The following is a 14,810-nucleotide window of genomic DNA, read 5'->3' on the forward strand; positions in this document are numbered from 1 at the left end:
AAGAAAAAATGATCCGTTTCTTACCAGCGTTCACGCGCAGGGCGACCTTCGCTAATATCCGTTGACATGTCAATATAACGGCTCAATCTAAACATAAGTTGACGTGCCGGGCCCTTGAATTGTTCCACCCGCGTCAGAGCCAATTCGCCCTGCACCGTTTCATATTGATCGCGGTATTTGGGTAAAACCGTATTTTTATAAAATTCAGGGAAGCGGCTGTTGACCTCGATAAACTCACCTTTGTCATAGGTATATACATCATACCAGGAGGCAATCGCACCTTGGCTGAAGTATGAATTCGTCGTATGAATCACTTCATCGGTACCGTCACCGTTAAGATCCCGTGCATCGCCGAATGCGCCAAAGTCTGCGCCGCGAAATTTGTCCCCATCCCAAAAAATAATCACCGTACTGTTTTTTCCCCAAGGGTTCCCATGCTCGACAAAACGCAAAAATACATCCGGACCAAATCGGTTATCCAAATTGACAATTTTGATGTCCGAACTGTGGAACGAATTTTCGGAGTATTTGCGTTCAAAAGCCCAAACCCATTGATCCCCTTGTTTTTTTAGAACGCGGAAAAAGCATCGCTCTTTGGTATCTTCCATATTACGCGGCATACCGGCGATAAGTAATTCGTCCGTGCCATCCGCATCAAAATCCACGTAAAATCCGCGCGTTTCGCCTACGTACGCCACAGCCGGCGAAGGCGTCTCGGACGTATCAATGAGGTGCATTCGCATTAATTCACCCTGCCGGAGGGTTTTAAATAAATGCCGGTATGATTGGGTCATATGTTCATACACCGCGTCCGACGGACCGGTTGATAAAAATTCGACAAAAGAAGCATAGATATCGCCGGCAAATTGCACGGGAAAATAAGTCAAGGATAACGTGGAAGCGTCACAACGATCTGCCCACGGCGCATTGATCTGACTCCGGTCAACATCGTTGCGCAAAGGTGGTGCAATCATATAGCCGGTCAACCCCGACTTGGTCACCACCCGGTGCGGTTCACGTATCGTATCACACACGTAAGTATGACGCAAGACCGAACGTTCAATCGTATATTCATCGGTCGGGATATTGAGAAGGGACGACTCCTCGGCCAACGCTTTTACTGAAATATAGCGACGCGTTTCCGCATCATATAGTTCAACGCCCTGCGCATCTTCACGAATACTCCAGGTCGAAGGAATTTCAACTGAAAAACCGAATTTTGTATTGGCATAAGTTTTCCACTCGGCAGGCTTCGTATTGGTACGAACAAAATCCACCGGATGGCATACCAAAAAATTAAACACCACCACCATGCCGATCGCTAAAACGGCCACGGAAAGATGGTACGTCCATTGTTTTGCGCGCTGACTCATATATACAACCCAGGCAGGTTATCTGAAAACTAAATCACCGTTTTCATCTGTGCTAAACATCCGAACAGCGTCGCGTCAAAGGTAGGCGCATCGTGGGCTTTGATCAGCAGGTTGTGAAAGCGTTCGCTGCGCGGTTCGGTAAATGCGCCGGCCAGGACCGATACGCCACAGGCACGTAGTGCCCAGGCCATCGCCCAGTCGGCCGTAAAAGTAAAATCAAGGATCATATCGTATTCTTTTGCGCGAATACGATCTACGGCTTCTCTGTTTAATGTCCGCAACAAACCAAAATCGGTCTTAGCTAATATCGTTACGGTCGCTTGGCGTTCGGTCAGAAATGCGGAAACTTCTTGCGGCGTTTCCGGATGTAGCAAAAACTCCAATATACAACCGGACAGTGTTTTTTGTATTTGACCAAAAATGGTTTCGGCGCGTGATTTATCGATGGCCATCGGAAAATATACCAACACACGTTTGATCTCAGATAAACGCTGTGGAAAATCCATCACCTCCGTCGGTTTGAGGAACCGCGAACGCCATAAAAACCACTGTGCCGATATAAATTCCATCATATTCTTTTACAAAAACATTCTATAAACGAACATCAATAAAGAACTTGGATTTGATTTTTTCGAGCCATTTGTCCATTTCTTTGGCCTGTTTTTGACGCAGGGCGAAATTTTCAATGGTTTGCCAGTCTTCATTAAGATTCAACTTGCGTGTATCACGACGGTCATGTAACTGTACTATGAAGAAACCAAAAGGAGTTTCAAACGGTTCGGAAATTTCTTCGTTTTTTAGAGGATCCAGCGCTTTTACAAACGATTTATCCTGCAACGTAGCGATCTCTATCCATCCCATGTTACCGAGATTGCCTTTTTTGGCAGGATCATCCGAATACTGCAGCGCCGCTTTTTCAAATGATATTTTGCCTTCCAAAATATCCTGACGAATGCGGCCCAATTTTTCGCGCGTACGGGTTTTATCTTCGGGACCATTGGCCACGCCCAATAAAATGTGGCGTACGTGAATGCGTTCACCGCTCTTTTCAATCATCTGTATGATGTGATAACCAAATTCCGATTTGACAACATCGGAAATTTCACCCGGCTCGAGACGTACGGCCGCATCGGCAAATTCTTTTACAAAGTCGTTGCGATTGAACCAGCCCAAATCACCGCCTTTTTTTCCGGAACCCGGATCGGTGGATACCGCCTTGGCAATCGTTGCGAAGTCCGCACCTTTTTTGATCGAGTCAAGATACATTTGCGCCATGCGTCGCGCTTCGGCAAACGCTTCATCGCCGGCTTTCACTTCAAGTAAGATCTGGCTGAATTTTACCGATGCTCCGATCTGAGGCAAGCTGTCCTGAAACTCTTCAAAGAATTTTTCTATTTCGCTACGCGACACCTTGACATCGTTAAACTTAGTGCTTTGTATGCGTTGGGCCAGCATCTGTTTACGAATATTCGGTCGGTACAAGCGTTTGAGTTCTTTCACAGATTTGCCCATGGCCCGTTCGAGTTCGTCTTCACCGCCGGCTTGCTGGACGCGCTCGCGAATCTGCTGTTCCAGCGATTGTTCGACTTGGGCTTCATCTATCGTGATACTGTCAAACCGCGCCTGAGCGAGCATGATCTTTTGCTGGATCATGGTCTCTAATACACGTCTCATGATTTTATCAAATTCTTCGGTATTACTCGGATTGATGTGTAGATTCATCGCTTCGAAGTACGCATACTGTTGCACTTCCGACATCATGATCGCTTCATCATCCACAACCGCGGCAATTTTGTCAATTAACTGACGCCCCGTCTGCGCCGATAGTGATCCGGTTAAAATAACCGACACGGCCACCGCACCCCAAAAAAATCGACGAAAGAAAAACTTACTGATAATCATGCCATTCCTTATCTCTGTATCTACATCCAATGTATTTATTTCTTAGTCAATACAACCTTTGTAAAACGGACGAAAAGGTTGAATATCCATCCGCAAAATATCTTTGATCACTATGGAGTCTTGATCAAAACAGGCACGCACTTCTTCCATACTTTCTGTTTTAAATACAACAAGGCCAAATTCGCCATACCGTGCTCCAAGCGCGATCTTACCTTCCGCATGCAAGCGTTTGAGATTGGCTCCGTGTTCTTTGAAGTGCGGCTGCTCGTAGGCCGTTTTGGTCGTATCCCAGTTTTTCCCGGTGGTAAAAACAGCGGCTACGTAAGGCTTCGGCGCAGCTTTCGGTATTTCTTTTTGCGCCCAACCCGAAACGACACAACTCCACATCAGAGCCGAAATATATAAAAACTCTTTTTTCAATTGAGATCCACCCATACGGATTTGACCTGCGTGTAAAATTCGTAAATCGCTTCCATACCGCATTCGCGCGTAAAACCGGACATTTTGTATCCGCCGTATGGCATCGCCGCATCGTACATGTTATATGTATTGATCCATACCGTGCCGGCTTTGATTTTTTTGGCTAACGTGTGCGCCTTCTTGATATCACGCGTCCATATCCCTGCGGCAAGCCCGTAGTACGTGCGATTGGCTTTTTCGACGACATCATCAAAATCTTTGAACTTCATCGTCGCCAGGACCGGCCCGAAAATTTCTTCGGTAGCAATTTTCATGGACGTATCCACATTTCCGAAAACGGTGGGCTGGAAAAAATATCCATCGTTGCCGATACGATTTCCTCCGGCAAGAAGCGCCGCACCTTCGGATTTACCGGCTTGCACATAACTCATCACTTTATTCATTTGCAGTTCTGATGTGAGCGGACCGAGTTTGGTCTCGGGATTCAACGGATCACCCGGCATCATTTTGGCCGCACGTGCAGCTAATTTTTCTATAAATTCATCATGAATACTTTCTTCGATCAGAAGACGAGAACCTGCCGTACAGACTTCACCTTTGTTGTAAAAAATAGCGGCCGCCGCCATCTTGATCGTCGTATCCAGATCCGTATCCGCGAAAACGATATTCGGTGATTTGCCGCCCAACTCCAGTGAAAGACGTTTCATCGTCAACGCCGCAGTTTTCATAATTTCCTGCCCTGTCGTCGTGCTCCCGGTAAAAGCAATGCCATCCACATCGGCGTGTGTGACCAGTGCGGCACCGGCCGTTTTTCCAAATCCGGTTACGACATTAAACACACCTTCGGGAAAACCCGCTTCCGCAAAAAGTTCGGCCAGCTTAAGTGTCGTGAGCGGCGTAAATTCCGACGGCTTCACTACGACCGTATTGCCCGCCGCCAAAGCCGCAGCAATCTTGCGTGCTGCCGTGATCAACGGAAAATTCCACGGAATGATCAATCCCAAAACACCGAGCGGCTCACGCAGAGTATAGTTAAAATAATTACCGTTAACAGGTATTGTTTCGCCCTCGATCTTGGTGGCAGCACCCGCGTAATACGCAAAAATATCCGCCGTTACAGGTATCTCAATGTTTTTAGTTTCGGAAATTGGTTTACCACAATCCACAGTCTCAAGGTATGCTAACTCATCAGCGTTTTGGGTAATCAATTCACTGACTTTCCACAACAATTTGCCGCGGCGACTTCCGCTCATGCGTGCCCACTTGCTCCCGTCAGAAAAAGCTTTACGCGCTGCCGAAACGGCAACGTCAATATCGTTTTTATCGCCTTCGGAAATAGCACATATCGCTTTACCCGTAGCAGGATTGATCGTTTCAAATGTTCGATTTGAAGCGGCATCAACAAACGTATTGTTTATGAAAAGTTTAGTGTTTTTGACGTCAAAAATCTTAACATCGGCGGGAGCAGGCATTCGAACTCCTAAAAATTCAGTGTTTGTTTTCGTAAGCTATTGGATTACAACGGGATAAAGTACATTGATCGTAACCGAAAGTCAAGTTTTTTCACAGTTTATCAACAAGAACAAACGTATGTTTGTATCATTGTGAATAACATTGTTTATAATCTTACCAACGCTTGTATATGTTGAGTTTGGACGTTACGCATTTTATTTCAACATCAAATTTTTGTCTGTTTTCACTTCATTTCTTTGCGCAAAAAAAACCGCGTATTTTTTTAGATACGCGGTTTGAATAAATACTATTTATTTTTTCTACGGCATAGCCTGATATCGTTTTAGATTGCCTTCAAATTCTTTTCGCATGCGTGAGCGTTCGGGAATCATATTCACCGCGAGTTGCCCAAAACGTACGGCATTCGCTTTATCGCCGACGGCTTCACAAAGATTGGCGATGGTATCGGCTTTGTAAGCGTCCTGATATTCAAGTACAGTTTCGTCCCACGTTTTGATCATCGCGGCGGCAAATTCGCGCATCATGATTTTGACTTCAAACGCCGTCCAGCCGACATTATTCATATCATCCAGAGAGGCGTTGGTACCGTACGATGACAACCATGTTTTTAGTACATTTTCGGCGCGATCTTTTTCTTTCCATTTTATGTGAATCTTTACCGCTTCAGACACACCGTTGGCATCGCCCAAATCAATCCCACGCAGGCGCGTTTCGTCTTCCGATTTGTCCGTTTGACCCGAACGGTATTTAATTTCCATAAAATTTTCCGCATAACTCTGCCGTTTTTCCGCATCCAGTTTAGCGTACAGAGCGTTTGCTGTTTCCCATGCTTTTTCTTTCTGATTGCGGCGCGTAAGATAAAAGGCATAGTTAAACGCCAGCGAAATCAGATCGTAATCATCTTCAACCTTACTTGTGCGAATAATTTCGTCCGCCTCTTTAGCGGCACTTTCCAACCCATAATCCAAACCACGATAGGCGTGTTGTTGTTTTAATGCCGCACTTTGTTCGTCCGACATCCCCGGCATAGCCATAAGTTCGGCATAGAATGGTTCAGCCGATCGCGGATCAACCGACAAATAATAACGCACAATTTTTTCACCGAGTGTCAGATTTTTATTCGCATTGTATTCGGCTACCCACACCGGGAGTACATCTTTGGCTTCGGCGATGCGCATTAGATCGGCTATATAACCTTCGATATCTTCATTGTAACCTACTTTGCGTTCGATTTCTTTCCCGTCGGCGTACATAAATACAACGGACGGATAACCGGTGATGTTGTATTTTTTTGCCAGTTCAATACCTTCGCCTTTTTCCGCATCTATTTTATAACATACCATTTTTTCGGTAACGGGTAAAAACGCCGCACTGCGATAAACATTTTTTTCCAAAAGTTTGCATGGTCCGCACCACGCCGTATAAAAATCAATCATCACCACTTGTTTTTTTTCGCGTGCCGCATCCAACACCGACTTGACATCACCGTAAACAAATCCCGGTATCTTATCGCCGGCATACACATTAAAACCAACCCCAAGCATCAATAGTATGATTAGTTTTTTCATATTCTCTCCATGATATTTATTATTAATACGATCCTTTTGTACGTTGTTGAATAATAAAAGTTAAATACTTTTTTACATTTTACTCGTACCGTAGCGCATCAATTACATTGGCCTGCGAGGCTTTGAGCGCGGGATAAAACCCGAAAAAAATACCGACGAGTACGGAAAGTCCGAAACTCAGAAGTACGGAATCCGGAGTAACAACCGTGCGCCATCCTGCATTCCACTGCAGAACATACGCCGAGCCGATACCAATACCGACACCGATCAATCCGCCAAACAAACAAATCACCATCGCTTCAATAAGAAATTGCAGGAGAATATCCTTGCGTTTGGCGCCGATCGCTTTTCGAATACCGATTTCTTTGGTGCGCTCCGTGACGGATACAACCATAATATTCATGATACCGATACCACCGACGATGAGCGAAATCGCCGCGATCGAAGCTAAAAGTATCGCCATCGTATCGCTTGTCTCTTGTGCCGTTGCCAAAATATCCGCTTGATTGCGAATGCTGAAGTCGTTTTCCGCATCACCGCGCAGTTTGTGGGTTTTGCGCAGAGCGCGTTCGATATCAAACGTCGTCTCATCCAGCATGTTTTCGTCATACACCTGCACCGCTATCGTCGTAACAAAATCCAATCCGAAAAGCCGCGTCTGTGCCGTCGTCAGGGGAACCATGATCTGATCGTCCTGATTCTGCCCCATACCGGTCTGTCCTTTACCGGCAAGCACACCGATCACGGTAAAATTTTGTCCGTTGATTTTGATAATACTCCCCACCGATTGAGCATTTCCAAAAAGTGTTTCTTCCACGGTCTGGCCCAATACGGCAACTTTGACGTTTCCTTTGATTTCTTCGGCGGAGAAATAACGACCTTCAGCCAAAACAAAATTTCGCACTTTCAAAAATTCGATGCGCGTGCCGGTGATCGTTGTGTTGGTATTCTTCGATTCATATTTGACTTGCGCATTGCGGGACAATTCCGGAGAAACAGCCGACACATATTCCGAATTTTTCAATATGGTCTCCGCATCGTCTTCCGTCAATGTTTGCGAACTGCCCGCCGCAAGCACCGTACGACCGACATTTTGAGAACCCGGCCGCACCAATAGCTGATTGGTACCCAGTCCTTGGAGTCTTTCCTGAATCCGGCGGCGAGACCCTTCACCGATCGCCACCATTGTGATAACAGCCCCCACACCGATAATGATGCCGAGCATCGTCAGAAATGTACGCAACCGATTGGACGTCAAAGCCCAAAGCGCGCTGCGAAGACTTTCGAGAATATTCATGATGTATGATAGGGTATTGTTACTACAAAACGTTCAAACTCAGCGCGAAAATGAAGTACGCTCTTTCATGCGATCTTTAAATCGTTCGCTTTCTTTAAGCGCTTGTGAATAGACGACCAGCATGACACGCGACGAATCGTCCAATCCGGATAACACTTCCGAAACATCCGCATTGGATAAACCGATGCGCACCGGATGCGCACGCAATGTTCCGGCTTCGGAAAGTACGACAAAACGCAGACGCGTCGAATCACTGCCGGAATTTTGTTCACGCATACGCTTACGTCCCATACCGCGCCCGCTGGAGTCCTGCGTGCGATCGCCTCGCTTTTCCGGTAATACCACTCCGGCTTCTTCTAAAATTTTTTTATCCGCCTGTACCTCCGCGTACGTACGCAGCAAGTCGTTGCCTATCAACAACGCATCGTCTTTCCCTGCAATATCTACGGTCACGGTCGCATTCATACCGGCTTTGAGTTTGTTCCCACGATTAGGTACGAGCAATATCACATCAAAGGTTGTTACGTTTTGAATGACCGTGGATTGTGCCGCCACACGAACCACTTCACCGAAAAAAACATCACCGGGATATGCATCCGCCACGATACGTCCACGCTGACCGACGCGAATTTTCCCGATATCTACTTCGTCTACGGCGGCCGTAAGATACACGCGATCCATCGCCGCGAGCCTGGCAATCGTCGTTCCTCCACCCGCATTGGATACAGCCGAAGCCACGATCTGACCTTCCGATACGGTACGCGACAAGACGATGCCGTCAATCGGTGAACGTACGGTCGTTTCCGCCATTTTTTGACGGGCTAAAACAAGATTGGATTGGGATTTGACCAATGTGGCTTTGGCGCGCACATACTCGACATTGATCTGATCGTATTCGGATTGGGCAAGCAAATTTTTTTCAAACAAATCTTTAGCGCGGCGCCAGTTATTTTCCTGCTGTATCAACACGGCCGAAGCTACTTGCGAATCGGCAATAGCTTGTTCCAACGCATTGCGGGTATCCGTCTGATCAAGCCGAGCAATCAATTGACCGGAATGCACGACATCGCTCGCTTCGATGGGAATTTTTTCCACCAATCCGCTGGCTTTGGATTTGACTTCCACCACATTGATCGGGTTGATAACGCCGGTCGCCGACACATCCACATTCAGTCGTCCACGCTCCAACGCGGCAGGACGGATAACCAACGCACTTCCCGATGCGTTGCGCTTAGTTTGGTCGCCACCGTTACCCTTCCACAGGTAGAGCGCGCCGACACACAAACATAAAACGATGGATCCTATAATATACTTTTTCATCTCAACTTTTTTCCCGCTCGATAAAGAGATATTAAAAATACAAAATTATTTTTTAGCAGGATGCAAATCGTTTTCGTGAATAGAAAACGACCAGCGTTTTTTATTATGTTCATCCCAGGTTTCCATAGTCATTACACGGTCTTTACGTTTCCCCGAAAACCGTATAACGCCAAAAGTATGCGCATCCGTTATTTTGGTGCCGTCCACCAATTGCGGATTGGTTCCTACCGTATCGCCGGAACTGATGCCGCTGGTCAATGGCGACGACGTAAAATCGTACAGCGTATAAAAATTGGGATCTTCCCACTTAAGAAGTTCGGTGTGGTGAATGTCACCGCTCAAAAATACGACGCCTGTGATGCCGTTGTCTTTGATAAATTTCAGAAGATCGGCACGCTCATTTTTATAAAAATTATAACTCTCATACGTCGTGTTCGCATTGAGCACCTGATTACCGCAAACGATCACCTTGAAAGGCGCATTGCTAAAAAGCAAACCGTCTTTGAGCCACTGAAGTTGTGTTTTGCCCAGCATGGTTTTGTCCGGACCATCCATCATATCATCCGGTGCACGATGATACCGGTCATCCAGCATCCAAAAATCAATATCCTGCCATTCAAATTGAAAAAAAACGCCCGGCGATTCAGATAATCCGTAGTTAGGATTGGCCCAATACAGCTTAAATGCTTCGAGCGTATGCTCTTTGTGAGCATAACTGCGATCGGAATTATTCGGGCCAAAATCATGATCATCCCAAATGGCATAGTTATGCGTGTTTCCAAGCAATGGCTGCAGTTCTTTGATAGCGCGGGTGTGGCGATTGCGGTAGAGGATTCCGCTGCGCGAATTCCAGTCCACTTCGCGCAAATAAACATTATCGCCGATCCATAACATAAGATCAGGTTTCACATTACCGATCACGCGCATAATTTCGGATGTATTGCCATAAGCCCGACCCGGACGATCATACGGCGGGTCATTCACATAAAGGCATGAACCAAACGCCAGCGTGAAATCCGGCGCATCGGTTCGCCACTCAAATAAAGCCTGCGTTTGAAATGAATTGGCATACGGTAATGTCGGTGTTTTTCCGTCAAGCACGATTTCATAACCATAACGCGTACCCGGCTCTAACGCTTCGAGCACGATATGGGCTGTAAAATCGGATTCTTTCGCGGTACGAATTGGTTCCGAAATCTTTGAAATTTTCTTTTGGTCCTGCGTTTTTACTGCTTCTAAACTCCAATATCGAATGCGCACTTCCGCGGCTTTTTTGGTCTGTACCCAAATCATCACTTCCCGTTTTTCCGCATAACCGAGCATAGGACCGGCTTGCAATAAATCTTCACCTCCGGCAACCCCGTTAACTACACCGACCATCCAGAGCATCGCACTTAACCGTAAAAACCAAGACATAAAGAAGAAACCTTTCAGAAGATTATTTGATTCGGCTCTAATATAAACGCATGACTTAATGAAGCATAGTGTTTTTTAAAAATTTCAAAATGGTCGACCGATCATAATATATACGATACCTTCCTGATGCGGTGCACGCGCATACGCAAGATAAAGCGGGCCTACGACTGTATCTATGCCAACCACTACGGCTCCCGAAAATTTAAGATCACGCGATGTGATTTGCGAATGCTTATCCCAAGCGTTGCCGGTTTCAACAGAAAATCCGGCATACAAGCCTTCTCTGTAGGACATGTTCGGCGCAGACAATCGCCGGTAATACATGAAACGTGTCATTCCAAAATGACGTCCTTTGATCTGTCCCGGTCGGTACCCGCTCATCCTCAAAAAACCGCCGAGTTCGGACAACTCATATATAGGACTGGATGTCCCGAGATCGGATCCGGCTTCAAACGCTCCCATTATCGAATTACGATCCCATGTGTGCACGACCATCCCGGCACCGCGCAGAGTCTGATAAGCGCCATCCGATCCCCACTTTTTTTGTGAAGAAAAATACTCGCTCTGCCAGATACTGCCTTTTTTTGGAAAATCCGGATGATCGGTCATATCAAATTGTGTGCGGATACGAATTCCTGACCGTTCGGCATTTATGGACTTCCGTGTTGCGCTTGAAGTGTTGTGGGCATCAATGTGACCCCAAATTGCGCCGGCACGCAGTTCGCCGGCATTCCCAAAAGATATTCCAAAGTCATGACCGGCTTCGGCCGCATATCCGTTGTACTGCGCTATCTCGACGCGCTGCTGATAAAATCCGGATTCAAACCGTTGGGCACGCCCATACGGCGCCATAAAAAAATTTCCTTTGAAATCCAACGGTTGATACCATTCCGTAAAATAGGTCGGGTTTTGTCCGACACGAAAAAGATGTTTCCATTCGGCGCCGAGTTGATTTCGTCGCGACATCGTATAGTCCGCCAACGCATTAACGGAGGAATGGCCTTCCAAATCCGTGGCCATCGTGAGGCCAAATCGCAGATAGTTGGGGCCCCACGACTTCCATCGCCCGTCAATCAAAAGACCGCGACTCGTATCTTCGGTCACTATATCAAAATCCACTTTCTCAAAATCACCGAGCGCATAGATGCGTGTCAGATCGGCTTTGAGCGTTTTCATGTTCAGCGAAGAACCGGGCTGCGTTTTAAGGCGATGATAAATCCGGGGATCTTGGCCAATATTTTTACCGATGCGGATAAAATCAATACGATCGTGTGTTTTGCGGCGCGTGTGAATTTTTTTCCTAAACTCGTTGTAGATTTCATCGCTCACCGAAAAACGACGCAGCATCGGAATCCACTGCCGCGCGGCTTTTTCGCCGTCGGTAATAATGGCATCCGCCTGCAAATAATCGGCGACGGAAACTGAACCGATATCCGGTCGTATTAATACGTCTTTATTCGTAAGTAATGCGGCTTGCTGGTTCACATTTTCAGTTGTTACCATATTCATCACCTGCGCCGTAATCCCCAGTACTGAATTCAAATGCGAGCGATCCATGAGCGGCGCTCCGATATCCACCGCTATGATCACATCCGCGCCCATCGCCTGCGCAACGTCAACGGGCAGATTCTGGACAAACATGCCGTCAACTAATAATCTTCCATTGATCTCCACCGGTGCTAAAACACCGGGGATAGACATGCTGGCGCGCATTGCTTCGGCTAAATTACCGCCTCGAAGGACTACGCGTTCACCGGTGGCAATGTCCGTCGCAACCGCCCGATAGGGCACAGGCAAGGCGTCGAAATCCTGAATACCGCTGACCGGTAGCGTGATCGCTTTCAGCGTAAAACTCAATTTTTGACCGGCAATCACACCTTGCGGAAATACGACGTTCCATGAACGAAACCCCACTTCAAAGCCCATGAGGTTTTCATTCTCCTGCGTTTTTTTTCTAAATGAACGGAAGTCACGGGACGGTTTGTCGTTTAGCATATCTTTCCAATCAATGTCGCGCGCAAATTTTTCGATCTCTGCGACATCCATACCCGACGCATACATCCCGCCAACGACAGCACCGGCACTGGTTCCCGCAATCACGTCCACAGGTATACGCAATTCATCCAAAATTTTTAAAACACCGATATGCGCCATACCGCGCGCGCCTCCGCCGCTGAGTACCAAGCCGATACGCGGACGGTAAGTAGTATCTATAGTATCCGCAGGCATACCCAACAAAGAAGGAGCGATCAAAACTCCCGCGATAACAATGCATAAAAATTTTTTCAATCGGAAAATCACCGCTTAAATTTTACTCCCAATGTAAACAGGCGATCGTGAAATGACCAACGAGGTTCATTCGGGTCCATATCTGTCAAACCCAGAGAAAAGCGAAAAGCCACATCTACACTTAACTTAGGCGAAATGGCATAATCTATAGCCGCGCCTAACTCTCCGGCCGCACTCCAACGATTGGCATAACCGGTTTGACCTTCGAAATCCGTAGCATTCCCATTTTTTTCGATATAGTGCGTTTTAACCGCATAACCGACTTTTACACCAAAATAAAATATCGGCGATACGCCCCAATAGTCCGAACTAGACTGCAACACCATCAGCAGGGGCGCTTCGATGACCGTCGCTGACCATCGCGCGTAGCTGCTATCCGTTCGCGCATCCGCTTTTTTTCGAATCCAAAGCAATTCACCCCGATATCCGATCCATGAAACAAAATTACGTTCTACGAATACCCCGACGACCGGTCTCGCGTAACCCTGAGTCGTAGTACCGCGATACGAATGACGCGCATCGGAAAAATTAACGCCGCTAAAAAAACCGGTCGACCATGACTGTGCGTTCAAAGGTACACTCAGTGTCATCATACATACGAGAGGAAATATGGTATTGATTTTGTACATCAGAGTGGGAGAAATCATTATGCTACACGAATGTAATCATGCTTATATATATCTACAAACAAAAACTCCCTGCCTCTAGAACGGCAGGGAGTTTAATAAAAGAATTTGAAACAAACTTCTTAGTTCGCCCCAAGCACAATACCGACACCTACAGTGATTCGAGAATAAGTAACGTCGCCAGATAAATCAAAATCGCTTATTTCATATCCGCCTTTGTTAATAGAATACATGGCTTCAACGAAGAACTTCTTATTCAAGATATAGCCTCCGCCAAGGCCATAACAGAGTCCTCCTGACAATTCTCCACTACCTTTGTAATCGCTATCACCCATATGGAGGTTGTAACCCAATGTAACTTTTCCGTAGGCACCATTACCATATTCCGGGAAAAAAGTTGCCACTCCATAAATAGGAACGAAATTGAATTTACCATTAGCATCTTTTGCACCGCGAGGTAATTGATACTGGATACCCCCTCCGGCCGCGACATTATTATGTACAGGCTTCATAAATTCAGCGCCGACGGTAAATCCCATCTTAGTGTCAACAGAACCACTTAAATCACCAGAACCCTTGGATTTTCCCGGAAAATCAGCAACAACCTTAATATTGCTTTGAGCCATAACCACAGCCGTATTAAGAACTACGGCCATGACAATCCATTTGATCAGACTTTTCATACTTTCTCCCTAAATTATTATGAATGACTACAATCTGTCCTATACAGGACATATCAAAAATAAATTTAATTTACATATATACGTTACTACACCTAAATATAAAATAACTTAATAGAGGTAAACGAATAGAATATTTTATTTCGACAGTTTATAAACGTTATTTTCAGCAAATTACATTGATTTAATCGTTTGTAAGCCAGTCCGTCGCGAACAATTCGTTCCTAATTATTCAGATAAAATAAACAATATTGAAATGAACTTGGATTATAGATAAGGGACATTTTCCTTTCCTTGATTAATTTAAACAACGATTTATAAAACTGCAAACAAAAACTCCCTGAGGTATGGGAAACGGAAGCAACATCGTACCCCCCTTTGGATAGAAGGGAAAGAAGGATTGAGATTGGTGATAGAACATTGCAGGAAGTCTTGCGAGCGTAGCG

At 46.1% G+C, this 14,810-nt stretch carries 12 protein-coding genes; all 12 read right to left on the minus strand.

Annotation, left to right across the window (positions count from 1 at the left end; all coding sequences use genetic code 11):
• Window positions 1–20: 20 nt before the first annotated feature.
• The 12 genes from HUU58_11840 to HUU58_11895 all read right to left on the minus strand — a co-directional run bounded on the left by HUU58_11840 (window position 21) and on the right by HUU58_11895 (window position 14,367).
• Window positions 21–1,373 (minus strand): hypothetical protein, encoded by a 1,353-nt coding sequence (locus HUU58_11840; protein NUN46361.1) that lies wholly within the window; start codon window positions 1,371–1,373, stop codon window positions 21–23.
• A gap of 29 nt (window positions 1,374–1,402) precedes the next feature.
• Window positions 1,403–1,945: a hypothetical protein gene (locus HUU58_11845; protein ID NUN46362.1), complete on the minus strand. Its 543-nt coding sequence runs from the start codon at window positions 1,943–1,945 to the stop codon at window positions 1,403–1,405.
• Window positions 1,946–1,964: 19 nt separating this feature from the next.
• Window positions 1,965–3,275, minus strand: coding sequence for a peptidylprolyl isomerase (locus HUU58_11850; GenBank protein ID NUN46363.1), 1,311 nt, complete (start codon window positions 3,273–3,275; stop codon window positions 1,965–1,967).
• Window positions 3,276–3,317: 42 nt separating this feature from the next.
• Window positions 3,318–3,710: a hypothetical protein gene (locus tag HUU58_11855; GenBank protein ID NUN46364.1), complete on the minus strand. Its 393-nt coding sequence runs from the start codon at window positions 3,708–3,710 to the stop codon at window positions 3,318–3,320.
• On the minus strand, window positions 3,692–5,167 hold the full coding sequence (locus HUU58_11860; GenBank protein NUN46365.1) for an aldehyde dehydrogenase family protein: 1,476 nt from the start codon (window positions 5,165–5,167) through the stop codon (window positions 3,692–3,694). Before HUU58_11860 ends, HUU58_11855 begins: the two co-directional genes overlap by 19 nt.
• Window positions 5,168–5,467: 300 nt before the next feature.
• Window positions 5,468–6,736: a thioredoxin family protein gene (locus HUU58_11865; protein NUN46366.1), complete on the minus strand. Its 1,269-nt coding sequence runs from the start codon at window positions 6,734–6,736 to the stop codon at window positions 5,468–5,470.
• 79 nt (window positions 6,737–6,815) lie between these two features.
• Entirely contained in the window at window positions 6,816–8,033 is a 1,218-nt protein-coding gene (locus HUU58_11870; protein ID NUN46367.1) for an ABC transporter permease, read from the minus strand.
• 39 nt (window positions 8,034–8,072) lie between these two features.
• Window positions 8,073–9,353, minus strand: a complete 1,281-nt coding sequence (locus tag HUU58_11875) for an efflux RND transporter periplasmic adaptor subunit (protein ID NUN46368.1) — start codon at window positions 9,351–9,353, stop codon at window positions 8,073–8,075.
• A 45-nt stretch (window positions 9,354–9,398) separates the two neighbouring features.
• Window positions 9,399–10,769, minus strand: coding sequence for an alkaline phosphatase D family protein (locus tag HUU58_11880; protein ID NUN46369.1), 1,371 nt, complete (start codon window positions 10,767–10,769; stop codon window positions 9,399–9,401).
• A gap of 84 nt (window positions 10,770–10,853) precedes the next feature.
• A complete protein-coding gene (locus HUU58_11885; protein NUN46370.1) occupies window positions 10,854–13,058 on the minus strand; it encodes a patatin-like phospholipase family protein in 2,205 nt (734 codons plus the stop codon).
• 8 nt (window positions 13,059–13,066) lie between these two features.
• The gene (locus HUU58_11890; GenBank protein ID NUN46371.1) at window positions 13,067–13,705 is read right to left on the minus strand and encodes a PorT family protein; all 639 of its coding nucleotides are present in this window, start codon (window positions 13,703–13,705) and stop codon (window positions 13,067–13,069) included.
• Window positions 13,706–13,806: 101 nt separating this feature from the next.
• Entirely contained in the window at window positions 13,807–14,367 is a 561-nt protein-coding gene (locus tag HUU58_11895; protein NUN46372.1) for a hypothetical protein, read from the minus strand.
• Between the last annotated feature and the right edge of the window lie 443 nt (window positions 14,368–14,810).

Source organism: bacterium (assembly GCA_013360215.1).
Classification (GTDB): domain Bacteria; phylum CLD3; class CLD3; order SB21; family SB21; genus JABWCP01.